The 24,101-nt window shown below is 59.2% G+C and carries 23 protein-coding genes; 9 read left to right on the top strand and 14 right to left on the bottom strand.

Going from position 1 to position 24,101, the window contains the following annotated elements; all coding sequences use genetic code 11:
• Window positions 1-150: 150 nt before the first annotated feature.
• From WBR25_RS17420 to dusB, 3 genes are all read right to left on the bottom strand, one after another.
• Window positions 151-1,032, bottom strand: coding sequence for a DMT family transporter (locus tag WBR25_RS17420; RefSeq protein WP_479748743.1), 882 nt, complete (start codon window positions 1,030-1,032; stop codon window positions 151-153).
• Window positions 1,033-1,144: 112 nt separating this feature from the next.
• Window positions 1,145-1,441 (bottom strand): DNA-binding transcriptional regulator Fis, encoded by a 297-nt coding sequence (fis, locus tag WBR25_RS17415; RefSeq protein WP_005309538.1) that lies wholly within the window; start codon window positions 1,439-1,441, stop codon window positions 1,145-1,147.
• 26 nt (window positions 1,442-1,467) lie between these two features.
• Window positions 1,468-2,433, bottom strand: a complete 966-nt coding sequence (gene dusB / locus WBR25_RS17410) for a tRNA dihydrouridine synthase DusB (protein WP_019445016.1) — start codon at window positions 2,431-2,433, stop codon at window positions 1,468-1,470.
• A 292-nt stretch (window positions 2,434-2,725) separates the two neighbouring features.
• On the opposite strand from dusB, the gene WBR25_RS17405 reads away from it, so the two are divergent.
• The 4 genes from WBR25_RS17405 to WBR25_RS17390 all read left to right on the top strand — a co-directional run bounded on the left by WBR25_RS17405 (window position 2,726) and on the right by WBR25_RS17390 (window position 7,551).
• Entirely contained in the window at window positions 2,726-4,123 is a 1,398-nt protein-coding gene (locus tag WBR25_RS17405; RefSeq protein ID WP_479748740.1) for a TolC family protein, read from the top strand.
• Between the two features lie 73 nt (window positions 4,124-4,196).
• Complete coding sequence (locus tag WBR25_RS17400; RefSeq protein ID WP_139477853.1) at window positions 4,197-5,201, top strand: HlyD family secretion protein; 1,005 nt, start codon at window positions 4,197-4,199, stop codon at window positions 5,199-5,201.
• Window positions 5,201-6,355: an ABC transporter permease gene (locus WBR25_RS17395; protein WP_479748738.1), complete on the top strand. Its 1,155-nt coding sequence runs from the start codon at window positions 5,201-5,203 to the stop codon at window positions 6,353-6,355. Before WBR25_RS17400 ends, WBR25_RS17395 begins: the two co-directional genes overlap by 1 nt.
• On the top strand, window positions 6,355-7,551 hold the full coding sequence (locus WBR25_RS17390) for an ABC transporter permease (RefSeq protein WP_479748737.1): 1,197 nt from the start codon (window positions 6,355-6,357) through the stop codon (window positions 7,549-7,551). Before WBR25_RS17395 ends, WBR25_RS17390 begins: the two co-directional genes overlap by 1 nt.
• A gap of 110 nt (window positions 7,552-7,661) precedes the next feature.
• Here the strand turns inward: WBR25_RS17390 and WBR25_RS17385 are convergent, their stop codons facing one another.
• The 3 genes from WBR25_RS17385 to WBR25_RS17375 all read right to left on the bottom strand — a co-directional run bounded on the left by WBR25_RS17385 (window position 7,662) and on the right by WBR25_RS17375 (window position 10,055).
• The gene (locus WBR25_RS17385) at window positions 7,662-8,297 is read right to left on the bottom strand and encodes an SDR family oxidoreductase (RefSeq protein ID WP_479748735.1); all 636 of its coding nucleotides are present in this window, start codon (window positions 8,295-8,297) and stop codon (window positions 7,662-7,664) included.
• 133 nt (window positions 8,298-8,430) lie between these two features.
• The gene (locus tag WBR25_RS17380; RefSeq protein ID WP_005341142.1) at window positions 8,431-9,285 is read right to left on the bottom strand and encodes a DnaA ATPase domain-containing protein; all 855 of its coding nucleotides are present in this window, start codon (window positions 9,283-9,285) and stop codon (window positions 8,431-8,433) included.
• Window positions 9,286-9,356: 71 nt separating this feature from the next.
• Window positions 9,357-10,055: a DnaT-like ssDNA-binding domain-containing protein gene (locus tag WBR25_RS17375; RefSeq protein WP_479748733.1), complete on the bottom strand. Its 699-nt coding sequence runs from the start codon at window positions 10,053-10,055 to the stop codon at window positions 9,357-9,359.
• Between the two features lie 240 nt (window positions 10,056-10,295).
• On the opposite strand from WBR25_RS17375, the gene WBR25_RS17370 reads away from it, so the two are divergent.
• The gene (locus WBR25_RS17370; RefSeq protein ID WP_005358239.1) at window positions 10,296-11,267 is read left to right on the top strand and encodes a response regulator; all 972 of its coding nucleotides are present in this window, start codon (window positions 10,296-10,298) and stop codon (window positions 11,265-11,267) included.
• Window positions 11,268-11,341: 74 nt separating this feature from the next.
• Here the strand turns inward: WBR25_RS17370 and WBR25_RS17365 are convergent, their stop codons facing one another.
• The 5 genes from WBR25_RS17365 to WBR25_RS17345 form a co-directional block, all read right to left on the bottom strand.
• On the bottom strand, window positions 11,342-12,739 hold the full coding sequence (locus tag WBR25_RS17365) for a peptide MFS transporter (RefSeq protein WP_047436211.1): 1,398 nt from the start codon (window positions 12,737-12,739) through the stop codon (window positions 11,342-11,344).
• Window positions 12,740-12,952: 213 nt separating this feature from the next.
• Window positions 12,953-13,864: a UTP--glucose-1-phosphate uridylyltransferase GalU gene (gene galU / locus WBR25_RS17360; protein WP_111900684.1), complete on the bottom strand. Its 912-nt coding sequence runs from the start codon at window positions 13,862-13,864 to the stop codon at window positions 12,953-12,955.
• 95 nt (window positions 13,865-13,959) lie between these two features.
• Window positions 13,960-14,280, bottom strand: a complete 321-nt coding sequence (locus WBR25_RS17355; RefSeq protein ID WP_199415538.1) for a ComEA family DNA-binding protein — start codon at window positions 14,278-14,280, stop codon at window positions 13,960-13,962.
• A gap of 377 nt (window positions 14,281-14,657) precedes the next feature.
• Window positions 14,658-16,838, bottom strand: a complete 2,181-nt coding sequence (gene pta / locus WBR25_RS17350; protein ID WP_005339119.1) for a phosphate acetyltransferase — start codon at window positions 16,836-16,838, stop codon at window positions 14,658-14,660.
• 55 nt (window positions 16,839-16,893) lie between these two features.
• Window positions 16,894-18,096 carry an acetate kinase gene (locus tag WBR25_RS17345; protein ID WP_005349210.1) on the bottom strand — a complete coding sequence of 401 codons (1,203 nt, stop codon included), beginning with the start codon at window positions 18,094-18,096 and terminating at the stop codon, window positions 16,894-16,896.
• A 304-nt stretch (window positions 18,097-18,400) separates the two neighbouring features.
• Between WBR25_RS17345 and yfbV the strand changes: the two genes are divergently transcribed.
• Window positions 18,401-18,841: a terminus macrodomain insulation protein YfbV gene (yfbV, locus tag WBR25_RS17340; protein WP_005339116.1), complete on the top strand. Its 441-nt coding sequence runs from the start codon at window positions 18,401-18,403 to the stop codon at window positions 18,839-18,841.
• 59 nt (window positions 18,842-18,900) lie between these two features.
• On the opposite strand, the gene WBR25_RS17335 is transcribed toward yfbV, so the two are convergent.
• The 3 genes from WBR25_RS17335 to WBR25_RS17325 form a co-directional block, all read right to left on the bottom strand.
• Window positions 18,901-19,401: a YfbU family protein gene (locus WBR25_RS17335; protein ID WP_252656834.1), complete on the bottom strand. Its 501-nt coding sequence runs from the start codon at window positions 19,399-19,401 to the stop codon at window positions 18,901-18,903.
• A gap of 163 nt (window positions 19,402-19,564) precedes the next feature.
• Window positions 19,565-20,029 carry a thioredoxin-dependent thiol peroxidase gene (gene bcp, locus WBR25_RS17330; protein ID WP_335818140.1) on the bottom strand — a complete coding sequence of 155 codons (465 nt, stop codon included), beginning with the start codon at window positions 20,027-20,029 and terminating at the stop codon, window positions 19,565-19,567.
• A gap of 24 nt (window positions 20,030-20,053) precedes the next feature.
• Window positions 20,054-20,587 (bottom strand): glycine cleavage system transcriptional repressor, encoded by a 534-nt coding sequence (locus tag WBR25_RS17325; RefSeq protein ID WP_005349229.1) that lies wholly within the window; start codon window positions 20,585-20,587, stop codon window positions 20,054-20,056.
• Window positions 20,588-20,792: 205 nt separating this feature from the next.
• Here WBR25_RS17325 and dapA point away from each other — a divergent pair, with 205 nt between their 5' ends.
• The 3 genes from dapA (at window position 20,793) to WBR25_RS17310 (ending at window position 24,071) form a co-directional block, all read left to right on the top strand.
• Complete coding sequence (gene dapA, locus WBR25_RS17320; protein WP_042080540.1) at window positions 20,793-21,680, top strand: 4-hydroxy-tetrahydrodipicolinate synthase; 888 nt, start codon at window positions 20,793-20,795, stop codon at window positions 21,678-21,680.
• On the top strand, window positions 21,673-22,800 hold the full coding sequence (bamC, locus tag WBR25_RS17315; RefSeq protein ID WP_005349235.1) for an outer membrane protein assembly factor BamC: 1,128 nt from the start codon (window positions 21,673-21,675) through the stop codon (window positions 22,798-22,800). The genes dapA and bamC overlap by 8 nt, the downstream gene beginning before the upstream one ends.
• 167 nt (window positions 22,801-22,967) lie before the next feature.
• The gene (locus WBR25_RS17310) at window positions 22,968-24,071 is read left to right on the top strand and encodes a phosphoribosylaminoimidazolesuccinocarboxamide synthase (RefSeq protein ID WP_421337125.1); all 1,104 of its coding nucleotides are present in this window, start codon (window positions 22,968-22,970) and stop codon (window positions 24,069-24,071) included.
• Window positions 24,072-24,101: the final 30 nt, after the last annotated feature.

The raw sequence follows: 24,101 nt of genomic DNA, 5'->3' as shown, positions 1-24,101 counted from the left end.
CTGGCCATATGGCATTTTTTCATGGGGTATGCCCTTTAACCCTCTGGATACCAAGGGTTAAAGGCCGTTAACAGAACGTCAGCATTGGCAGGACAAGATAAGCAAACAGGAGGGAAATGGTGACACCGCCCCGCAGGGCGGTGACGCGGATCAGACGGGCGTTTTGAGCCGAGCACTGCGCAGCAGCAGGGGGAGCTGGTAGAGCACCAGGGCGCCGAGCACCAGTCCGGCACCGGCCAGTTTGGCGCCGCCGAGGGGTTCGCTGTAGAAGAGGGTGCTCAGCAGCAGAGTCCAGACCGGTTCCAGCAGCATCATCAGGGCGGCGTGGGCGGTAGTCATCTTGCTCAATGCGTGGGTGAGCAGCCAGTAGCGCAATGTGGTGGCGATCAAGACGCTCGCCACAAACCAGCCCCAGATGCCGTGGCTGACTCCAGCCTCGGGCCACTGTTCGGTCAGCAGTGAGAGCAGAGTGCCGAGCAGGCCGGTCATCGCCAGCTGGATGCAGGTGAGCCAGGTGGGGGCAATGGATTGGGCGAAGTGGCGATGGACGGCAAGCTGGATGCCGAGAGTGGTGGCCGCCGCCAGAAACCAGAACAGCGAGAGCGACACGCCCCAGTGGGTGCTGCTGGAGAGCAGCAGCAAACCGGCGATGGCGATGGGCAGGGTGAGCCAGTAGTGGCGGCCGGGTTTGGCCCGAAAGGCTGCCCAGGCGGCCAGCGGGGCCATCAGGGTGGCGACGCTCATGATAAAGGCGCCGCTGCCGAGCGCATCGCTCTGGCTGATGGCGGTGACCCACAGCAACAGGCTGGCGCCGAGCAGGGTGCCACAACCGGCGGCGCGCACCATCTGGGGTCGGCTCGGCGGTAGCTCGCGCAACCAGGCCAGGGGGAGCAAAAGCAGGGCGGCCAGCAGAAAGCGGCTGCCGATAAAGGCGGCGGGCGGCAGTTCGCGGATCGCCTCTTTCGAGAAGAGCCAGCCGGCAGCGGCCAGCAGGGTGACCAGTACCATCAGCAGCAGGGGAGTGCGGTTCATCGGGGTCGTCATGGTGAAATGGAGGGGAGAGCATAAAGGAAAGGCGCCAGGTATTGCTACCTGGCGCCTTTCGCATCTGCCTTGAACCGCCGTCGCGGCTCGCGGCCAGCAATCAGTTCATGCCGTAACGCTTGAGCTTCTTGCGCAGGGTGCCACGGTTGATACCCATCATCACGGCAGCGCGAGTCTGGTTACCACGGGTGTACTGCATGATCACGTCCAGCATCGGCGCTTCGACTTCGGAGAGAACCATATCGTACAGATCAATCACTTCCTGACCGTTCAACTGGGCCAGGTAGTTACGCAGGGCCTGTTGCACAGAGTCACGCAGGGGGCGCTGGGTCGGCTCGGCAGCGTGATTGTGAGTAGTTGTTACCAATGCATCAGAAGTCAGGGTTTGTTCGAACATATTCGGTCGGCTCTTTAGTTATCTTGTTAACCTAATCCATCGAAATACGCTTCGAGTGCCTCAAGTTGCGCGTCTGCGCAATCCAGGGCATTGAAGTGCTTACGGAATTCTCGGCCCGTCTCTTCTTCATCCAGATACCAGCCCACGTGTTTACGGGCTATGCGCGCTCCCAGATATGCACCATAAAACCGGTGCAGGTTGGTTACATGCTCGTTCATCAGGGTGCGAACCTCTTCCCTCTCGGGAGGCGGCAGCTTGGTGCCCGTCTCAAGAAAATGACGGATTTCCCGGAAAATCCAGGGTCGTCCTTGCGCAGCTCGGCCGATCATCACGGCGTCAACGCCGGTATAGTCGAGGACATACCGGGCTTTCTCCGGGCTGTTGATGTCACCATTGGCGACAACAGGAATCGATACGGCCTGCTTAATCGCCCTGATCGTGTCGTACTCCGCTTCGCCCTTGTAGAGGCAGGCACGGGTACGACCATGCACGGCAAGGGCCGCGATACCGCAATCTTCGGCGATTCGGGCGATCTCCACGCCATTGCGGTTATCCGGATCCCATCCTGTGCGGATCTTCAAGGTGACAGGCACCTCCACTGCATCCACCACGGCCCGGCAAATTGCTTTGACCTGATCGGGGGCACGCAGCAGGGCAGAACCTGCCAACTTCTTATTCACTTTTTTTGCCGGACATCCCATGTTGATGTCGACGATCTGTGCGCCCTGCTCCACGTTGTAGCGGGCAGCAAACGCCATCATCTCGGGGTCGGCTCCGGCAATCTGGACCGATCGCAATCCGCCTTCTGCAGAGTGATCCATCCTCATCCGGGTTTTCTGGGTATCCCAGACATCCGGGTTGGCCAGCAGCATCTCGGAAACGGCCATGCCAGCCCCCAATCGCAAACAAAGTTCACGGAATGGTCGGTCAGTTACACCGGCCATGGGAGCCACAATCAAGGGAGTTTCAAGCGTGTGGGGACCTATCTGCATTCCACGGTTACCATCGGCTTAGGGCGGCGTATATTACGCATTTTTTAGGCAGGAGAAAAGGTTAGTATTTGAGCGTCAGCCATTTTTTTCTGAAAAAAACGTCGCGCCAAGGCTTGCAAATTCTGGAGTTATTGAAAAACGGCCAGATTGCCGGAGAGTGAGCGCTGTACCATTCGGGTCGGACACCTGCATAATTGTCAGTCCACTTGCAGGCCCGCTTTGCGTTATGATAGCGGGCTTAAGTCGAGCAAATGCTCCAAACATTTATGCAACAAAAGCGGATTGGGGATCTATGACGTCAAGGTTCATTAAATCACTCTGGCCGTGTCTGATGGGGGCCGTGCTGGGGTCGGCGCAGGCGCAAACCATCAGTTTCGGTGAAGCCTGGACCCGGGTCATCCAGCAGGATGAAGGGCTGGCTGCCGAGCAGGCTGGGGTCGATCGGGCCAAGCAACTGCGCGAGGCGGCCAAGGACATGTATCTGCCCAAGGTGGATCTGGGGGCCAGCTATACCCATCTTGATCAGCCGATTGAACTTGATGCCCTCGATCTCAATCCGCTGGCCAAGCAGAAAGATCTGATCCTGGCGCTCGGCAGCCTGTTCGGGGTCGGGGCCAACGCATTTGTCACCCCCCTGACCAAACAGAATGTGGTGACCAGCTCGGTCAAGATGCTCTGGCCGCTGTTTGCCGGTGGTCGCATCGATGCGGCGCAGGATATCCGCCAGGCGCAGGTGAGCGAGGCGCAGCAACTGCTGGTGCTCAAGCAGCAATCCACCTTCGAGAGCCTCTCCCAGACCTATTTCGGCGTGGTGCTGGCTGCTCAGGTGGTGCAGACCAAACAGGAGATCGAAGAAGGACTGGCCCATCATTTGGATCATGCCAAGAAGCTCGAAGCGCAGGGCCAGATAGCCAGGGTGGAGCGTCTCTCCGCCCAGTCGGCCTATGACAGAGCGCGCATCGATACCCAGAAGGCGCGCCGCAGCCTCGAGATCGCCGAGCTGGCCCTCGGCCGCATGCTGAAGTTGCCAAATGCCCAGCCGGGCAGCGGCCTGTTCGTCAACAAGGATCTGCCGCGCCTTGAGGGGTTGGTGAGCCAGACCCTGGAGGTGCACCCCGGTCTCAAGCTGCTCAGCGCCAAGAAGGAGCAGGCCAAGGGGCTGATCCGGGTCGAGCAGGGCAAATATGCCCCCGAGGTGTTCCTGTTCGGCAACTACAACCTCTATGAAGATGATTCGCTCGCCTCCAAGACAGCGCCGGACTGGCTGGTGGGGGTGGGGGTCAGCATGCCGCTGGTGAGCCGTGATGGCCGCTCCGAGACGGTGCAGGCCGCCAAGAGCGCCGAGCTGCAGGTCAATCTGCTGCAGGCCAAGACCCGCGAGGATCTGGAGTTGCTGGTAGAGAAGACCTGGCGCGAAGCGGCGCAGGGGCTGGAGGAGTATCAATCCCTCTCTTCCACCCAGGCGTTGGCAGAGGAGAACGTGCTGCTGCGGGACAAAGCCTTCGGGCAGGGACTTTCTACCTCCCTTGATGTGGTGGATGCCCAAAACCAGCTGGCGGGGGTCAAGACCCAGCGCGCAGCGGCGGCCTATCAATATGTGGTGTCGCTGGCTCGCCTGCTGGCGCTCTCCGGTCAGATGAACAGTTTCAATCAATATCAGCATGGTCAGGTGATCGAGGTGAACTCATGATCCCGGTCCTGTCTGTTCCTTTTTTCATGTCTTTTCCGACCGTCAAGGGTCGCCCGTTTGTCGAGGTGAAGTGATGAGCCATCCCCCCATCAAAAAGAAGATGAGCCAGGGTAAACCGCTGTTGTTGCCATTGGCGCTGGTGATCCTGGTGGTGTGGCTCGGCTGGCGTTTCTGGCTGGCCTATCAGCCGGAGCCGGTGCATCTGCAAGGGCAGATTGAAGCGCAGCAATATTCGGTCTCCTCCAAGGTGCCGGGTCGCATCGACGAGGTGCTGGTGAAAAAGGGCGATCAGCTGGCCAAGGATCAGCTGGTCTTTACCCTGGCGAGCCCCGAGATCGAAGCCAAGCTGAGCCAGGCCAAGGCCGGTGAGGCCGCAGCGGGTGCGCTGGCGCAAGAGGCTGAGAAAGGGGCCCGAGCCCAGCAGATCGCCGCTGCCAAGGATCAGTGGCAAAAAGCCAAGGCTGCAGCCCAACTGCGTGGCAAGACCTATGAGAGGGTTGCCAGTCTGCACCGCGACGGCGTAATGCCCCTGCAAAAGCGAGACGAAGCCTGGACCGCCTGGCAAGCCGCCCGCTACAGCGAAGGGATGGCGTGGCAGCAATATCAGATGGCGTTGGAAGGGGCGCGGGAAGAGACCAAGATCGCCGCTCGCGAGAAGGCCAAGATGGCGGCGGGTTCCGTGGCCGAGGTTGAGGCCTATCTGGCTGATACCCGCATCACCAGCCCCCACAATGGTGAAGTGAGTCAGGTACTGCTGCGCAGCGGCGAGCTGGCGCCACAAGGTTTCCCGGTGGTGACCCTGCTTGATATGAGCGATGCCTGGGCCCAGTTCCACGTTCGCGAGGATTTGCTGCCCCGCTTCCCGGTCGGTACCGAGTTTGATGCCCGCATCCCAGGCCTTGGCGATCAGACCGTGCGCTTCAAGGTGACCCATGTGGCCGTGATGGGGGATTTCGCCACTTGGCGTGCCACCGATACCCGTCAGGGCTTCGATATGAAGAGCTTCCAGGTGGAGGCTCGCCCGCTGCAACCGGTTGAGGGGCTGCGGGTTGGCATGAGTGTGCTGGTTGAACTCTGATGGGACGTGAATTTCGGCTGCTGTGGCAGGATCCCTTCAGTCGTGCCCTGATGAGCTGGGTGCCGCTGCTGCTGATGGGGATCCTCTGCTGGATCTTCTCGGCAGGGCTGGCCCGCGACCTCAAGGTGGGGCTGGTGGATCTCGACCACAGCATGCTCTCGCGCCAGCTCGCCTTCTCGCTGGATGGCTCTGCCGGGCTCAAGGTGGCGCAACAGTTTGACTCCATCGATGCCGGGGCGCGCGCCCTGCGCGGTGGCGATATCTATGCGCTGGTGGTGATCCCCAACCATCTGGAGCGGGATGCCCGTCAGGGCACCCAGCCGCAGGTGACGGTGTTCAACAACGGCCAGTTCATCCTGATCGCCAAGCTGGTCAACTCGGCGCTGGCGCAGGTGGTAGGCACCCTTAACGGTCAGGTCGGCGTGCTGGAGGCGATGGCCGATGGCAAGGCGCTGCCCGGCGCTCTCGGGCAGTCGGTGCCCATCAGCAGTCAGGTGACTGCGCTCTATAACCTCAACTCCAGCTACGCCCAGTTTCTGCTGAGTGCCATTCTGCCCGCGGTGTGGCAGATCCTGGTGGTGCTGTTTGGCCTCAATGCGCTGGCCCGTACCGATCGGCTGGGACTGGACTGGACCACTCGCGGAGTCTGGTTTGGCCTCTGGCGCACCCTGCTGCCCCACGTGCTGATTGGCTGGGGCTGGGGGATTGTCTGGACGCTGCTGCTGTTCAAGGGCTTCTCCTACCCCATGCACGGTAATTGGCTGGTATTGCTGGTGGGGCTGGGGCTGGCCTCGGCCGCCTGCGTCACCATGGGGGCCTTCTTTTACGGCATCATCCGGGATCCGGCGCGCGCCCTGTCGCTGGCGGGGGCTTACACGGCGCCCGGTTTCGCCTTTATGGGGGTCACCTTTCCGGTGAGCGCCATGGGGGATTTCGCCCGCTTCTGGCGCAGCCTGTTGCCGGTCTCTCACTATGTGGAGCTGCAGATTGGTCAGAGCAACTACGGTCTGCCCCTCGCATCGGCGTTGCCGCAACTTGGGGCGCTGCTGCTGTTCCTGCTCCCCCTGCTGCTGGTGGTACGCCGTTACAAGCAGCAGGCCGAGCTGGCCCGTCAATCAGCCGCAGTGGCGAGCGCCGAAAAGGAGCCTGAGTGATGCTGGGATTTGTCGATCTGTTGCGCCTAGAGCTGCGCACCCTGCTGGCGGATCGCGCCATCATGCTCACCCTGTTTGGCGGGGTGATCTTCTACTCGTTTCTCTATCCCCAGCCCTATCTGCATCAGCTGCCGCGGGAAGAGGCGGTGGTGGTGGTCAACGAGGATGGCAGTCAGTTGTCACGTCAGCTGGAGTTTATGGCCGATGCCACGCCGCAGGTGAAGCTGGTGGCGCTGGCCAATTCGCTGGCCGAGGCGCGCCAGCTGATGATGGCCGGGGCGGCGAGCGGGATCCTGCACATCCCCAACCACTTCTATCGGGACCTGATGCTGGGCAAGAGCGTCACCCTGAGCTATGCCGGTGATGCCTCCTACTTTCTGGTCTACGGCACCATTGCCGAAGGGCTGGCGCAGGCCGGTGGCACTCTCGCCGCGCAGGTGAAGGTGGCGCGGCTGTTGAGCCACGGCGAGGCGCTGCCACAAGCGGCCATGGGCTGGAATGCGGTGGCCCTCAACGTGGTGCCGGTGTTCAACCCCACTATGGGCTACGTCAACTACGTGGTGCCGGCGGTATTTGTGCTGATCCTCCATCAGGTGTTGCTGATGGGGGCGGGGATCCTGGGGGCGACCCAGAACCAGCGCAGCTGCCGCGGCGAGCATGGTTACTGGCAAAGCGCGCCTGTGTTGCCGCTGCTGCTGGCCAGAACCCTGGTGCTGGCGGGGTTGTTCCTGCTGCCGGTGAGCTACTTCCTCGGCTTCTGCCTCGATCACTACAACATCGCTCGTCATGCCGATCCGCTGGAGCTGTGGCTGTTCGCCCTGCCGTTCCTGCTGGCGACCTGCTGGTTAGGGATTGTGCTGGGCGCCATCTTTACCCGGCGGGATCTGCCGACTCAGGTGGTGTTGATCTCCTCTCTGCCGCTGGTCTTTCTGGCGGGCTTTATCTGGCCGCTCGAGCTGATCCCGGCGCCTCTCAACTGGCTGGCTCAGTGGGTGCCCACTATCCCCGCCATCGAGGGTTTTCTGCGCCTCAACCAGATGGGGGCCGACTTCGCGCAGGTCTCCCGTTACTGGTGGCAGCTGTGGGGACTGGCGCTGCTCTACGGCGTGCTGGCTTGCCTGCTACTGCGTTGGCGGCAGTGGTCGCTGCCGGTTGCTCGCCCGTCAGTCGTGCAGGGTGAAACCACCGCTGGTTAAGCGGGATGGTGCAAGCGCCCGTGAGATGGCGTGTGCGGTAAAGTGAAAACGGTCAGCCCTTGGGCTGACCGTTTTGTTATGTGGTGGGGTTAAGCGGTTTTACTGCTGCTTTAGCCACGCTGGAGCGTGGGATCCCCGATGGCGTAGATCTGTCCCACCGCTGTCTCATCCGCCAGCAGGCGCAGCCCTTGGGCGGCCACATCGGCGCGGCGTACCAGTCCGTGTACCTCCTTGCCCTGACTCAGCTCGGCGCGGCCGGTGGCGTCGCCATCCTGAAGGCCCGCTGGGCGCAGAATGGTCCATGCGAGGGCGCTGGTCTGCAGCCAGCTCTCCGCCAGACTCTTGAGACGCACTTCATGACCGAAGGCGGCGCGGGCCCGCTGCGGCAGATACTGCCAGCTGTCGCCACAGCCGAGGGAGGTGACCAGCAGCAGCCGTTTCAGGCCAGCCTGCTCCATGGCATCGATTACATGGCGGTTGCCCTGATAGTCCACTGGCACTGTTTGGCGAAAGCTGCCGAGGGTAGAGACGACCTGAGCATCTTGTCCCGCACGGGCACATGCCTGCTGCACCGCAGCCGGATCCAGCGCATCCCCTTCGATCACCTCAACTCCCAGCGCACTCAGTTCCATGGCCATCTCGGGGCTGCGCACCAGCGCAACGACCCGGTGACCCTGGTTCAGGGCATGATGAGTAAAGGCGCGGCCCAGCCCGCGGCTGGCTCCGAAAATCAGTGTGGTTGGCATAGATGAGATCCCATGGCAAAAGGGGCTAGCCTAGTGGCTTGTTCGCCTGCTGTAAATGAGAGTTGTTTCTATTTGTGAGCTGGCAGGGAGGAGAGAGTGCGAGCCGCCAGCGACTCGCACTCTTTGAGAGGCATCAGCCGTTGTAGTTGCCGATGCTGGGGCGACGGCTTGGGCCACTCAGGTGGATATCCACCGGATTGAACGCCTTGATCGCCTCATAGCTGAAATCACCGATCGCCTGATGCAGGGTCTGGGGCGTGTGGTTGGTGATGATGATGACGCTCTTTGACAGGTTGCGACGACGGCGCAGCAGGTGGCCGAGGAAGCTTGACTGACTCTCCGCCATTTTGGCGCGGTTGGCCGATACCTCATCGATGATCAGCAGATCCACTTCTTCCAGCGCGCGGCGGTACTGGTTGCGCTCGTCCTGATCGGGGATTACGTTGAAGAACAGCCGATCGACGATGGAGGCCCACTGCTGGAAGATCACCGATTTCTGGTGACGGGCGATCAGCTCATGCGCAACCGCCCCCGCCAGGGTCGACTTGCCGGTGCCGTAGTCGCCGTAGATCAGCATGCAGCCGCCACCGCTCTTCTCCCAGTGCTCGAAACCGCTGATAAAGTAACGGGCGGTCTCGATGGGATATTGCAGCGCCGGGTCACCGGCATCCATCTTGTCAAATACCCAGTCAGGGTTGAGGTCGGCCTGGGCGATCAGCTTCTGGATCCGCTCCTGACGGGCCGCCTTCTGCAGCTCGCGCACCTCGGCGTTGGCCTTGGCGTCGTACTCCTTGCGCAGGGTCTCGTAGTCATACTGGCCGCCACCGGTCTCTTGTTGCAGGCGACGAATGCGCTCCAGAAGGCCACCCACATGGCGGCTCAATTCCGGGTCGTGAATACGGTGATCCTGCTTGGCCTTGGCGATCTTCTGGCGCTTGGCTTCGATCTCTTCCAGCTCCTGGCGCAGGGGATCTTGCGGGTCAGTCATGGAATGCTCCTTCTGCTCGATCAGGGATGGGTAGACAAGGGGTTGATTCTGCCTGCAGGCGGGGGCCGCTATCAATCATTATCCGGCTCCTGCTGCGCTGCGGGTTCTTGCGTCTGCTGTTGGGCCAGTCGCTTGGCCTCTTCAATCATCTGTTGGGCCCGTTTGCTGGGGCCCGACTCTGCCGGGGCCGGCGTCACCTGCTGGTAGCCCTGCACCTCCATCGGTTTGCGACGGGTATAGCGGCGGGTCTTGAGGGCACGAATGAACTTGAGCATCCATTGATGCTGGGAGTCGAACACCTCGGGGCGCCCGAGCCAGTAGGCGATAAACTCCCCCAGATCCTCTTCGCTGTAACTGGCATCGATCACCCCGCACAGGCGGGCGAGGGCGGGCAGCTCCTCGTCCGGTCGCCATTGCAGATGCATCTGGAAGGGGCGCTCCGGCAGCGGGCTGCGCAACTTCTGGGTCAGCAATGGCAATTGGAACGGGCACTGATGGTAGTGCTCACTCTCGGGCTGAGCATCGACTTGCAGCAGGCCCGCCTCCATCAGTTCATCGAACAGCTCGGTGAGCTGGCGGGCATTGACCTGAAACGAAAAGCCGCAGGGATCACCCGGATCGACCACTGCCAGCGCCCGACCCAGCTCGGGATAGTTGAGCCTTGCCGCCTGATTTTCCAGCACCAGTCGGCGCAGCTGCAGGGTATAGAGACTGCGAGCCGGATGGGACAATCTGGGGTGGGCAAGGGCGCTGTATTCGGCTGGGGTCATGGTCTTCTTCACGAGCTGGAGTGGGGGGCATTATCCCTTATGGCGCCCACTTGCACAATTCGGATGGCGGTCGCAGTCACGGGGCCACCCGAGTGAATAGAGCTGCGTGGACAGATGAGGTTCTCTTGATGCCTTCGTATGATCGAGGTCTACTTTTGACGCAGGGTTTCCGCGCTGACCGCACTTTTGAGCTAGTCTTAATACCTAAATAACCAATTGACTAATAAGAGCTTTATCAAGATGTCAAAAGCCGGGCTACGGATCCTGGTGGTGGAGGACGAGGCCGTTTTTCGCCACTCGTTAGTAAGTTACCTCGCACGGGACGGGGCAACGGTATTTCAGGCCGAAGATGGTATTGAGGGGCTATCGGCCGCTGCTCTCTACCATCCCGATGTGGTGCTCTGCGATCTCAATATGCCCAATATGGATGGCCACGAGGTGATCGCCTGCCTCTCTGCGCGCTATCCCCATATTCCGGTTATCGTCATTTCGGCCCAGAGCACCATGGAGGCAGTCGCCAGCGCCTTGCGTGCCGGTGCGCGGGACTATCTGCTCAAACCCCTCGAGGATTATGCGCTGGTCGAGCGCAGTATCGAACAGTGTCTCAATGGCAGCGCCAACCGGGCGCAGCAACTGGAGCTGATGGATCACATCGACTATTTCAGTGCCCACGACAAGGCGGCTAGCCGCCTGCTGGCAGGGCTCAAGCCGCCGGGCTTGCAGGAGTGGGGCCCCTGGCAGGTCACGTTCAAGGGGCTGGGGCAGTTGTTTATTCCCGATACCTTCAAGGTGGAAGACAAGCTGCTGGTGCTGGTGATGGAACTGCCGATCATGGGGACGGATGCGGCATTTTGTGGTGCGCTGGTGCGCTCCTTGATGAACGTCCCCTACCGCCAGTTTCAGCAGAACGAGAGCCGGTTGCTGAGCCAGCCGCACCGGTTGCTCGACTACCTCAACCATCAGTTGATGGCGTCCGGGCTTCGCCACTCTTTTGCCATGGCGGCGCTACTGTTTGATCAGCATGATGGGTTGGTGTTTGCCAACGCCGGGCTCACCTCTCCCCACTGGCTGATGCGCTCGGGCGGCCTACCCCTTGGTCTGATGCGCAGCAGCCACTACGCCCTGCACAAACGCAGCTGGCATGAACCGTTCGCCCTGCAGTTTCGCAGCGACAGCGGCGGCTCGCTGGATGTGCAGGTTCGTCATCACTGATGCCGCCTGATAAACAGGCTAAAACAAACAGGGCGCCGATGGGCGCCCTGTTTGTTGTTTACAATCCTGACCGTTTAGACGGTGGCGGAGTGCAGTTTCTTCTCTTGAGCTTGCGGCTCTTTGGCCGGGCCTTCGGCACCGTGCATCCAGTAGACCAGGCGGTTGGCCATGGTCAGCAGGATCAGGGCGCTCAGTACTGCAGCCAGGGCGATGCCACCGAAGATGGCGATCGGGCCGGCTTCACCCACGAAGGAGCCGATAAAGCCCGCAGCGTAGTTGGCCAGGGCAACGAAGCCAAACCAGGCACCCATCATCAGGGAAGCCAGACGCAGCGGAGCTAGCTTGGTCACCATGGAGAGGCCGATCGGGGAGAGGCAGAGCTCGCCCAGGGTGTGGAACAGGTAAGCACCTACCAGCCAGAACATGGAGGTCTTGACGGTGTTGTCACCACCCTGCTGCAGCACGGCACCAACCATGAACAGGAAGCCGATAGCCAGGAACAGCAGACCCATGGCGAATTTCACCGGAGAATTCGGCTCTTTCTTGCCGAGCTTGATCCAGATGGCCGCAACGACCGGTGCCAGAGTGATGATGAAGAAGGGGTTCAGGGACTGGAACCAGGCGGTCGGTACTTCGAAGCTGCCGATCATGCGGTCGGTATACTCCTGGGTGTAGAGGTTCATCAGACCACCGGCCTGTTCGAAACCGGCCCAGAAGATGATGGTGAACAGACCCAGAACCAGAATAACCTTGATGCGATCCACTTCCTGCTTGGTCAGCGGTGCTTTCTGCTCGGTAGTACGCAGGGCGGCTGCGCGCTGGGCGGCAGTGACACGACCGATGTCTCCCAGGAAACGCTGGGCCATGGTGGCCTGGATCACCAGAGAGAGCAGCATACCGATACCGGCGCCGACGAAGGCAGCTTGCCAGCCGTAGGCCGTAGCGGCAGCACCACAGATCACGCCTGCCAGCAGGGAACCCAGGTTGATACCCATGTAGAAGATGGTGAAAGCACCATCACGGCGGTGATCGCCCTCTTCATAGAGGTCACCCACCATGGTGGAGATGTTCGGTTTGAACAGGCCGTTACCCACGATCAGCAGCGCGAGGCCCGCGTAGAACATTGTGTTGACCATATCCGGGAACATGGCGTGGGGCAGTGCCAGAGTGAACTGACCTGCGGCCATCAGCACGGCACCGATCAGGATGGCGCGACGTTGACCCAGGAAGGTGTCAGCCAGCCAGCCGCCGATCAGCGGAGTGATATAAACCAGACCGGTATAGATACCGTAGAGTTTGAGGGCATCTGCCTGACTCCAGCCCAGACCGCCGTTGGCAGTCAGGTCGGTCAAATAGAGCACCAGCACGGCACGCATGCCGTAATAGGAGAATCTCTCCCACAGTTCGGTACTAAAGAGCAAAAAAAGCCCTTTAGGGTGACCTAAAAAGGTCCCTTTTGACGGGTTATTCATTGGAACTTCCACCTGTGTCTTATATTTTTTTGAGTTTTTTATGCAAGGGCGAGAAACACGCCTCAATCCTTATAGAGCATGTGTGAATAAATTACAACATTATGATTTGCTGAGAGTTTATTTACTCTTGATTGATTTTTTGTTGCAAAAATGAAAAGGGAGCATCATTCGATGCCCCTTAAATACGTCTATAAAAAACAGATTTATCAGCGATTACAACTGCTTGACGAACTGCTTCAGCCAGCCGATGAATTCACCATTCAGCTCGTGATGGCGAACACCATATTCCACATTGGCTTTCATATAACCGAGCTTGCTACCGCAATCGTGGCTCTTGCCCTTCATGAAGTAGGCGTTGACTTGTTCCTGCTCCATCAGCATGGCGATGGCGTCCGTCAGCTGGATCTCGTCACCGGCACCGGCCGGGGTTTTCTCCAGCAGCGGCCAGATATTGGAGGAGAGGACGTAACGACCCACCACCGCCAGATTGGAGGGGGCTTCGTCACGGGGCGGCTTCTCGACAATGGCCTGCATCGGCAGGGACATCCCCTCGCTCAGGGCCTCGCCCTTGATGTCGGCGATGCCGTACTTGTCCACTTCGCTCTCGGGAACCGCTTCCACCATGATCTGGCTGATCTGGTTCTCTTCGAACATGTGTACCATCTCGGCCAGGTTGTCTTTTTTCGGGTCGCTGGCCACTTCATCAATCAGTACATCCGGCAGCAGCACGGCGAAGGGGTTGTCACCGATCAGCGGGCGGGCGCACAACACAGCGTGGCCCAGACCTTTGGCCTCACCCTGACGGACGTGCATGATGGTGACGTCTTTCGGGCAGATCTGTTGCACCTCTTCCAGCAGTTGACGCTTGACCCGCTTCTCGAGGGTCGCTTCCAGTTCGAAACTCTTGTCGAAGTGGTTTTCGATGGAGTTCTTGCTCGAGTGGGTGACCAGCACGATCTCTTTGATACCGGCGGCGATGGCTTCGCGCACTACGTACTGGATCAGCGGTTTGTCGACCACCGGCAACATCTCTTTCGGGATGGCCTTGGTGGCTGGCAGCATACGGGTACCCAGACCGGCTACCGGGAGCACGGCCTTACGAACAACAAGAGGAGTCTTTTTCATGGAAAACTATCCAGCGGGATTAAAGTGCGGCAATCATACCCCAAGAAAAATGGGGCAGCCACAGGCTGCCCCATTTGCAACTGATCCATTCGACTTTATTTGACTATTATCATGTCCCTGTTGGCTTCCAGCGTGGCCGGGCCAATGCCATTGACATCCGCCAGCTGATCGACCGAGGTGAACTTTCCCTGTTTTTCCCGATAGTCGACGATGGCTTGTGCCTTCTTGTCACCAATCCCTTTCAGGCTGGTGAGTTCGGCAAGGGTGGCGGTATTGATATTCAGCTTGCCGGACTCCTTGGCAACCGCGGTTGTGGTTGTTTGCTTGGGCGCTGCCTTATCTGCGGCCAACGCGGGTTGGCTGAACAGTGGCAAGCAGGTCAGCAGCATGACTGCAGAGAGCTTCTTCATCAGCATTTCCATTCCTCCATGATGTGGATATTGCCGAGTGGCACATTGATGAATAGCGTATCGAACGGGTCTTTTTCACTGTTATTTCTAACAGGTCAAATCCTCATGCCGATGGCGAAATATTTGCTATAAGCGCTTCACTATGAATGCCCTCATAAATCCAACCGTATGATCTTGAATCTATTTTAGATACATCTTTAAGGTGGCGGGCACGCTTTCCCGCGGCGCTACGCCCGAGACATTTCTGGCACATCACATGGCATTGTTCTGTGCAACACTGCGCTGATGGCATGTTTCACTGGTCTTCAAAAGAGAACCAATAGAAAAGGCTGCTCACCTGGGGTGAGCAGCCTTTGTGATCGGTTTTTTCAGACTAAAGCTGATTAGGCTTGTTCGTCAGCCTGGGCAGCCTGGATACCGGTCAGGGCGATGGTGTAGACGATGTCGTCAACCAGGGCGCCGCGGGAGAGGTCGTTGACCGGCTTGCGCATGCCTTGCAGCATCGGGCCGATGGAGACCAGGTCAGCGGAACGCTGCACCGCTTTGTAAGTGGTGTTACCCGTGTTCAGGTCAGGGAAGACGAACACGGTGGCTTTACCTGCAACCGGTGAGTTCGGTGCCTTGGACTTGGCCACGTTCTCCATGATGGCCGCGTCGTACTGCAGCGGGCCGTCGATGATGAGGTCGGGGCGCTTGGCCTTGGCCAGCTCGGTCGCTTCACGCACTTTCTCTACATCGGCACCGGCGCCAGAGGTACCGGTAGAGTAGGAGATCATGGCGACGCGCGGCTCGATGCCGAAAGCGGCAGCAGAGTCGGCGGACTGGATGGCGATCTCGGCCAGCTGCTCGGCAGTCGGATCCGGGTTGATCGCGCAGTCACCGTAGACCAGAACCTGGTCAGGCAGCAGCATGAAGAAGATGGAGGAGATCAGGGAAGAGCCCGGAGCGGTCTTGATGATCTGCATCGGCGGACGGATGGTGTTGGCAGTGGTGTGCACCGCGCCGGATACCAGGCCGTCAACTTCATTGCGCTCCAGCATCATGGTACCCAGTACCACGTTGTCTTCCAGCTGCTCGCGGGCAACCACTTCGGTCATGCCCTTGTTCTTGCGCAGCTCGACCAGACGCGGCACATAGCGCTCGCGCACAACGGCCGGATCGATGATTTCGACGCGATCGGTCAGTACCACACCCTGCTGTTCGGCAACGCGACGGATCTCTTCCGGATTACCCAGCAGTACCGGACGGGCAATGCCACGCTCGGCACAGATGGCGGCAGCCTTGATGGTGCGCGGCTCGTCGCCTTCCGGCAGCACGACACGCTTGTTGGCCTGACGGGCCAGCTCGGTCAGCTGATAACGGAATGCCGGCGGGCTCAGACGACGGGAACGGGTAGAGCTGACTGTCAGCGACTCGATCCAGTGCTTGTCGATGTGGCCAGCCACATAGTCCTGCACCAGCTCGATACGCTCGCGGTCATCTTCCGGAATATCGACGTTGAAGTTCTGCAGGCTGACGGCGGTCTGCCAGGTGTTGGTGCCGGTCATCATGATCGGCAGGCCGGTGGCCATGGCCTGTTGGCACAGCGCCATTACCTGCGGCTCCGGATGATAGTTACCGGTCAGCAGCAGGGCGCCCAGCTTGACGCCGTTCATGGCGGAGAGGCAGGCGGAGACGATGACGTCAGAGCGATCGCCGGAGGTGACCAGCAGGCTACCCGGACGGAAGTGCTCAACCATGTTGTGGATGGAGCGGGCGCAGAAGGTCACGGTCTGCAGGCGACGGCTGTCCAGCTCACCCTTGTGCAGGATCTTGGCAGCCAGATGCTTGGCAAGATCCTTGGCGCGCGGGGCGATCAGCTGGGTGTTCCAGGGGATGCAACCCAGGATGCGCAGCGGGCTCTTGCCGAATACTTGCAGCACTTCCAGGTTGTGAGCTGCGTCAGAAGCGTGGTGATGGGCTTCGAACATCTCGGTCAGGTCAGGGCGGGTTACGCCATGCTCGTCAACCGGCGCGCCAACCTTGTTGATCACGCAGCCAACGATACGGGGGTTGTTGACACCACCGAAGTTGGAGCAGGCCAGTTCGATGCGTTCTTTCAGCTTCTGGCTGGAGTCATGGCCCGGATGGGTCACGAATACCATGTCAGCGTCCAGCGCCTTGGCGACGTCGTAGTTCAGCTTGTTGGCAAAGGGCTGCTTGTCGGTCGGCACCATACCTTCGACAACCAGCACTTCGGCACCACTGGATTTCACGTGCTCTTCGAAGCGGGCAACGATCTCTTCCAGCAGGATGTCGGTGTTGCTGGAGCTGATCATGTTCTCGGCGTAGGAGAGGGTGAACGGCTCGGGCGGGTTGATGTTGGCAGCAGCGCGGATAACGGCGGTTGAGCGCTCGGCACCGGTTTCACCCGGACGCGGCTGGGCAACCGGTTTGAAGAAGCTGACATTGACACCGTGACGTTCCATGGCGCGAACAACGCCCAGACTCACGGAAGTTACGCCGACACCAGTGCCGACCGGGATAAGCATAATAGTGCGTGCCACTTTATACCCCTTGTTCATTTTTTGGGATCAGGAAAAGGCCGCCCTGGTGGGCGGCCTCGAGTTACTGCGTCAATTAAGCGCCGACCAGTTCCAGCGCGTCGTGGGCGATAACCCACTCTTCGTTGGTCGGGATTACCAGAGCCTTGGTAGAACCAGCCTTGGTGATCTCGCCACCCTTGCCGAAACGAGCCTTCAGGTTGGCGTCGTGATCGACGTCAAAGCCCAGCAGACCCAGCTTGTTCAGGGTGATTTCACGGATCGGGGCGGAGTTTTCACCGATACCACCGGTGAAAACAACGGCGTCCAGACGACCGTCCATGGCGGCAGCGTAGGCGCCGATGTACTTGGCCAGGCGATAGCAGTAAACGTCCATAGCACGCTTGGCTTCTTCTTTGCTGTCGTAGTTGTCTTCAACAAAACGGCAGTCGGAGGTGACTTCGGTCAGACCCTGCAGGCCGGACTCTTTGGTCAGCATGGTGTTGATATCAGCCACGCTCATGCCCAGCTTGTCGTGCAGGAAGAAGATGATGGCCGGGTCCAGATCACCGGAGCGGGTACCCATCACCAGGCCTTCCAGCGGGGTCAGACCCATGGAGGTATCAACAGATTTGCCGTTCTTGATGGCGCAGACGGAACCGCCGTTGCCCAGGTGGCAGTTGATGATGTTCAGTTCTTCAACCGGCTTGTTCAGCTGCTTGGCAGCCTCCAGGCTGATGTAGTAGTGGCTGGTGCCGTGAGCGCCGTAGCGACGGATGCCGTTCTCTTTGTAGAGCTTGTACGGCAGAGCGTACAGGAAGGCTTCTTCCGGCATGGTCTGGTGGAACGCGGTATCGAATACGGCCACGTTCTTGTCTGCCAGCGCCGGGAATACGCGGCGAGCTTCACGGATACCGATCAGGTGAGCCGGGTTGTGCAGCGGTGCGTACGGAACAGCAGCTTCGATGCCGGCGATCACGTCTTCGCAGATGACAACGGAAGAGGTGAAGCGCTCGCCACCGTGAACAACACGGTGACCGATGGCGATCAGGTTCTTGGACAGCTCCGGATTGAGCGGCAGGATCTTGTTGACGATGAAGTCCAGCGCTTCCTGGTGAGCGGCACCCGCGCCCAGATCGGCACTGCCTTTCTCGCCATTCAGTTTCCACTTGATGCGGGCGTCGTCGAGGTTGAAGCACTCGGCCAGGCCGGACAGCAGGTCATCACCGGTGGTTGCGTCAATGACGGCAAACTTCAGGGAAGAGCTGCCACAGTTAAGAACAAGAACCAGCTTACTCATGAATAAATCCTATCGCAGATTGGGTTGTGTAGGCGGATGCGTTGGACGCGGTGCGGCCAAAAACTTTCAACTTATCCTTATGAGGGTTGGCAATCTGTTGCTTGCCCCTTGTATAGTGATACAAGACCCGAAATCCAGACGTCCCTGACAGGTCAATAGCAAGAAGCTTTTGACGCAAAAATGGGCGTACAAAGGATAACCCGATTGTTGAAAAATAACAAAGTCATCCTCAACCTTTGTTACTTTGCATCAAATTTTGTCGAGGTTTTGCCGTTGGTACGTTCAAAAAGCGCTCGGAGGTAGTATGAGCATGAACATTTTTGGAACTAAGTTACAGCAAGGCCGCCATTATATGACGCTTTGGCCGCGCCGTCCCGAGCTCAATTCGATGTTTCCTGAAAATCGGGTGATCAAGGCGACCGAGTTCGCCCTCAAGGTGATCCCCGCGCTGGCGGTGTTGAGCGTGATGCTGCAGTTCCAGTTTGGCGAGCTGCACTACTGGCCTTCCGTCATCACTTCCGTGCTGTTTCTGCTCAGTTTGCCGTTGCAGGGTTACTACTGGCTCGGCCAGCGTGCCGACACCCGCTTGCCGCCGTCGCTGGCGAGCTGGTATCGGGAGATCAACGGCAAGATGAACGAGCAGGGTGGCCGTCGTCAGCTGGTTTCCCAGCCGCGCTATGAAGAGCTGGCCGATACCCTCAAGGCCGCCTTCCAGCAGCTCGATAAATCCTTTCTCTACGAATAACCCGTATCAGATGCAAAAAGGCGCCAGTGGCGCCTTTTTTGTTGCGGTCGGTGTGTGGATCAGGCCGCCAGTATCTTGCGGATCTCCTGGATGGAGAGCTTGTACTGACGAGGGCACTGACGCCATACAGTTAGCATCCGCTGGTATTTGTCGCGCATGGCGATGTCGCTGGATAGCTCATCGCACGGGCATTTTAGCTCGGGGAAGCGCTTGTCCACCTCCAGCAGGAAGCAGACGTAGTCGGCCAGCTCACGCTCCTGGCTGCGGCTGTAGCCGTTGAACTCCAGACGGCTGGCATTGATCTCGCCCTGATCGGCGGCATCCAGATTGCCCCATGAGATGGCCAGTGCGTGGTGCAGCTCCAGGGTGTCGATGACCTCCTGGCAGGTCGCCAGATCCAGATGGCCGAAGCTCTTCTCCAGCTCGAGGATCTGCAGGCAGTAGCCGCGCTCGATGATGGTGCTGGCGCGCTGGTAGATGTCCGCCTTCTCCGGGTTGAGTTTCGCCAGAATTTCGTACTGGTTGCTCAGGATCAAACGCTCAGTGTTGCTCATGTTCATGGGATATCTCGCTGGAAGATGATTCTGGGGTCACGTTAACCCATATATAAAATGAATTTTTTGATCTGGGCGGGGGAGTTGGTGAGAAAAATCCGCTGGCAAGGGGCGGCTGACCAGACAAAAAAGGCCTGCATAGCAGGCCTTTTAATGACGCAGGGGAGGATTATCCCTTGAGGAAATCCAGTACCACCTGATGGTGATCGCTGGTTTTGAACTTGTCGAAGTGGTGGGCAATCTTGCCCTCTTCGTCGATCAGGAAGCTCTGGCGGTGAATGCCGTCATACTCCTTGCCCATGAACTTCTTTGGGCCCCAGACGCCAAAGGCATCGGCGACGGCGTGGTCTTCATCGGCCAGCAGGGTGAAGTTGAGCAGGTCCCGCTCTTCGAACTTTTTCAGCCGTTTGGCCGGATCCGGGCTGATGCCAAGCACCACCACATTGAGGGCGGCCAACTCGGCGTTCACATCGCGCAGGCTGCAGGCCTGGGTGGTGCAGCCGGGGGTCATCGCCTTGGGATAGAAGTAGACCAGTACTTTTTTGCCGCGCAGGCCAGCAAGGCTGACCTGATTGCCATTCTGATCGGGCAGGGAGAAATCGGGGGCGGGGCTGCCAGCTTGTAATGGTTGCATGGGGTCTCCTCGGGTAAAACGCCCTCAGGCGTGTTTGCGATTGACGATAAACTCGAACGATTCGGCACCCAGTTGACGACAGAATTCGGCGAAGGCGGTTTGCGAACCTTCCACTTCACCCTCTCTGGCCAGATTGAGCTGAAAACTGATCTTCAGCAGGTTGAACGGCTGCTGCTCCAGGGTCATGGATTGCATCGCCTGAATGTTCCAGCCATGTTCGCTGAAGAACTGGGTGCACTGGCTTACGATGCCGGGCTCGTCGCGGATCAACAGATCGGCACTGGCGCGGACGTCATACTGCAGGGACTGGTGGCGCTCGGTGCGTTTCATCATGGTGATGAGATCCCACTCCTGACTACGCAGGGGCAGGCTGATTTCGAGTTGCATCATGCTGTTCCAGTCGCCCGAGAGCAGCATGATAAAGGTAAATTCATTGCCGAAGATGCCAAGGCGGCTGTCCACAATGTTGCAACCACAACCACTGACGTGGCGGGTCACTTCATTGACGATGCCAGGCCTGTCCGTGCCGATGGCCGTTACGACCAGGTAGTGAGTCATAAATCTTCTCTCGTCCGTTATTTCGTTGCGAAAGCCGCGCTGGCAAGCCAATCCTCCGGCCCTGATGACCACTCCCTGAGGGACGCTGCCGACTTTCGTCCATTACTTTTTGTTCCGGATGGTATCACGGCTTGCCCCCTCTCTCCCTTGTTTTTCAAAGGGGTCAGCTTTACCATTACGCCCCTGAAAATCGGGAGAAAAGTCCATGTTACGCGGTAGTATTGTTGCGCTCGTTACCCCCATGCTGGCTTCAGGTGAAGTCGATTGGGCCAGTCTGGCCAAGCTGGTCGACTATCATGTCAGCGCCGGGACCAGCGCCATTGTTGCGGTGGGCACCACAGGGGAATCGGTGACCCTGAGCGAGCAGGAGCATATCGCCGTCGTTGAAAAGACCGTTGAGTATGCCGCCGGACGTATTCCCGTCATCGCCGGTTGCGGCTCCAACAATACCGCTCACGCCATCGAACTGAGCAAACGCTTGGCCAAAACCGGGGTGGTGGCGGGTCTCTCGGTGACTCCTTACTACAACAAGCCCACTCAGGAAGGTCTCTATCGCCACTATTGTGCGATCGCCGAGGCTAGTGGTCTGCCCCAAATTCTTTATAATGTGCCCGGTCGCACCTGTTGCGATCTCAAACCGGAGACCGTGGCCCGTCTGGCCAAGGTTCCCGGCATTATCGGTTTGAAAGAGGCAACTGGCGATTTGAGCCGCACCCCGCTGCTGCGCGAGCTGTGCGGGCCGGAGTTTGCTCTCTACAGTGGCGACGATGCCACTGGTTGTGATTTTATGCTGCAAGGTGGCGATGGCGTGATTTCGGTCACCACCAATATTGCAGCGGCCCAGATGGCCGACATGTGTCGTGCTGCGCTGGCCGGTGATGCCGGGCAGGCGCATGACATCAACAATCTCTTGATGCCGTTGCACAAGACTCTGTTCTGCGAACCGAGCCCCACCCCGGTGAAATGGGCCTGTGCCCAACTGGGGTTGATTGCAACAGCCACCTTGCGCCTGCCGCTGGTTGACCTCACCCCCGAGGGCGAACAGCTGATGGCGCGAGCACTGACCACAGCGGAGTTGATGGCGAGTGTTTAAATCTAATGGAAAGGGAAATAGAGCCCGTCTGGTGCTGAGCGTTGCGACTGTGGCCGTCTTGGCCGGTTGCAGCACCCCCCAGGATCGCAAAATGGCCAACCGCGACTTCGGTTACGAAGATGCCCGCCTCGAGGGCCGCGCGTTCTTGATCCCCGCAGGATTGAGTGCCCCCACCTTCAACAGCCAGTACGATATTCCGCCGCTTCCCGAGAGCAGCCGTGAAGGTGCCCTCGGCGCCCAGGTCGATGTGCGCCCGCCAGCCCAGCTGCTGACCGTGGTACCGGGCAGTCAGGTGGTGCAGAGCGCAACCGAACCGACCGTTGCCTTCTATGCCCTGAGCACCAGCCAGAGCGTGGAGCGCGATACCTGGTCGTTCCTGATGAACTTCCTGGCCAAATACAAGGTCACCACCGAGAAGCTGGATCAGCAGGATGGCGTATTGCAGACCGGCTGGTTTGACAACACGGTCGCCCTCGATGGCTGGGGTGAAGATGACGAAGACTTCAAAATCCGTCAGCGTTACCAGTTCACCGTACGCAACGACGCCCAGCGCCACGCCGTCAACATGTCGGTCCGGGTGCTGGATCACGAAGAGACCATCGATGGCGAGACCAGTAACAAGCTGACCCCTGCCGATGCCCAGCGCTATGCTGCGCGAGTGCTGAACCAGTTCTCTCTCTATTACGACAGCCAGCTGAAAGCCCGCGAGCAGCACAAGTCCAACGATGGCATGGGTCTGCAACTGGGTCTGGACAACAACGAGCTGAGCGCCTGGATTGCCGAAGGCTCCTTTGATCAGGTGTGGCGTCGCCTCAATCAGGTACTGCCCGCTTACGGTTTCACCATCAAGGATACCCAGCAGTCACTGGGCTGGATCGACGTCGAGTACGAAGAGCCGGGTGCCGAGTTCTGGAAGGCGAAAGGGAGCGAGCCGTTCAAACTGGAGGAGGAGAAATACCGCTTCCAGCTTGGCGAAATGGCGGGAGGCAAGACCTCCATCACCCTGTTCGACAAGGACAAGAAGCCGGTATCGTCCGGGGTTATCTCCCAGATGTATATCAGCCTGTCCGAGGCGTTTGCCAAGGGGCTGGCCGATCAGGCAGCAGCAAAAGCAGAATAAATACAGGGGCCTTGTGCCCCTGTTTTGTTATCAAAATCCCCCTGAAAACGCGGGGATTCCGAGCGGTTTTCGATGATGCGAGCCCCCTTGCCAGCCCGTTGCAAACAGAGCGCGCAGGTGAGGGACTCGCGATGTTTACCCCCCACAAACAGGAAGTGTTATTAGCCATGAGTCTTGCAGATCAAGTATTGGCGGTGAATGACGATTTGCCGATCCGTACCGATAAACCTGTCCATTCCGGCAAAGTGCGCAGCGTCTACTGGTTGACCCCCGAAGACAGTGCCCGGCTCATAAAAGAGAAAGGCTATGATGTGCCGGCCGATGCGCCCCTCGCCCTCATGGTGATCAGCGATCGCATCTCGGCCTTCGATTGCATCTGGCAAGGTGTGGATGGCCTGAACGGCGTACCGGGCAAAGGGGCGGCGCTCAATGCCATCTCCAGCCACTGGTTCAAGCTGTTCAAGGAGAAGGGACTGGCTGACAGCCACATTCTGGATATTCCGCACCCCTTCGTCTGGATCGTGCAAAAAGCCCGTCCGGTGATGATCGAGGCGATTGCCCGCCAGTACATCACCGGCTCCATGTGGCGTGCCTACAAGGATGGCGAGCGCGAGTTCTGTGGCATCACCCTGCCGGAAGGGCTCAAAAAGGATCAGAAACTGCCGGAGATCCTTATCACCCCGTCCACCAAGGGTGTGCTGAAAGGGCTGGATGGCGTGCCGGAAGCTGATGACGTCAACGTTTCCCGTGCCGATATCGAGCGCCACTATAAGGGCTTCAACTTCAGCAAACCGGCTGACATCGACCGTTACGAAGTGCTGCTCAAAGAGGGCTTCAACGTCATCAGCGACGCGCTGGCCGCGCTGGATCAGATCTTCGTCGATACCAAGTTCGAGTTTGGTTACGTCCACGATGCCGCCGGCCACGAGAAGCTGATCTACATGGATGAAGTGGGCACCCCCGACAGCTCCCGTATCTGGGATGGCGCGGCCCTGCGCGACGGTCAGATTGTCGAGAAGTCCAAAGAGGGTTTCCGTCAGTGGCTGCTCAACCACTTCCCGGATCCGGACATCCTGCTCAACAAGAACCGCATGCCGGAACGTTTTGCCCTGGCCCGCGACAACAAGCTGCCGACCGAAGTGATGATGGATATCTCCAACACCTATGTCGGGATCGCCGAGAAGATCATCGGCCACAAGCTGGCGCGTTCTGCCAATCCCAAGCAGGAGATCATCGAGGTGCTGCGCGATCAGTACGGTCTGATCGACTAAGGGTTGCTCTCTTTTTTGTCGCCTAGAAAC

This window comes from Aeromonas sp. MTB (genome assembly GCF_056632455.1).
Note: the sequence above shows the minus strand (reverse complement) of the source record. Positions and strands in the feature narration are given on the sequence as shown.